Origin of the sequence: Microvirga pakistanensis, from assembly GCF_004458765.1 — a bacterium.
Taxonomy (GTDB): Bacteria; Pseudomonadota; Alphaproteobacteria; order Rhizobiales; family Beijerinckiaceae; genus Microvirga; species Microvirga pakistanensis.
The window spans coordinates 1-223 of sequence record NZ_SPJX01000157.1; the positions used below are offsets into that span (position 1 = coordinate 1).

A 223-nucleotide genomic window follows, 5' to 3' on the forward strand; every position below is an offset into this window, starting at 1 on the left:
CCAGCGCCTGGCCCAGATGGCGCGCGCGGCCGGCATCCACGTGATCCTGGCGACGCAGCGCCCGTCGGTCGACGTGATCACCGGCACCATCAAGGCGAACTTCCCGACCCGCATCTCGTTCCAGGTGACCTCCAAGATCGACAGCCGCACCATCCTGGGCGAGATGGGCGCCGAGCAGCTCCTGGGCCAGGGCGACATGCTCTACATGGCCGGCGGCGGGCGC

The 223-nt window shown here is 70.4% G+C and carries 1 protein-coding gene; it reads left to right on the plus strand.

Annotation, left to right across the window (positions count from 1 at the left end):
• A partial coding sequence (locus E4K09_RS05905) for an FtsK/SpoIIIE domain-containing protein (protein ID WP_134495836.1) occupies positions 1-223 on the plus strand: 223 nt, incomplete at both ends.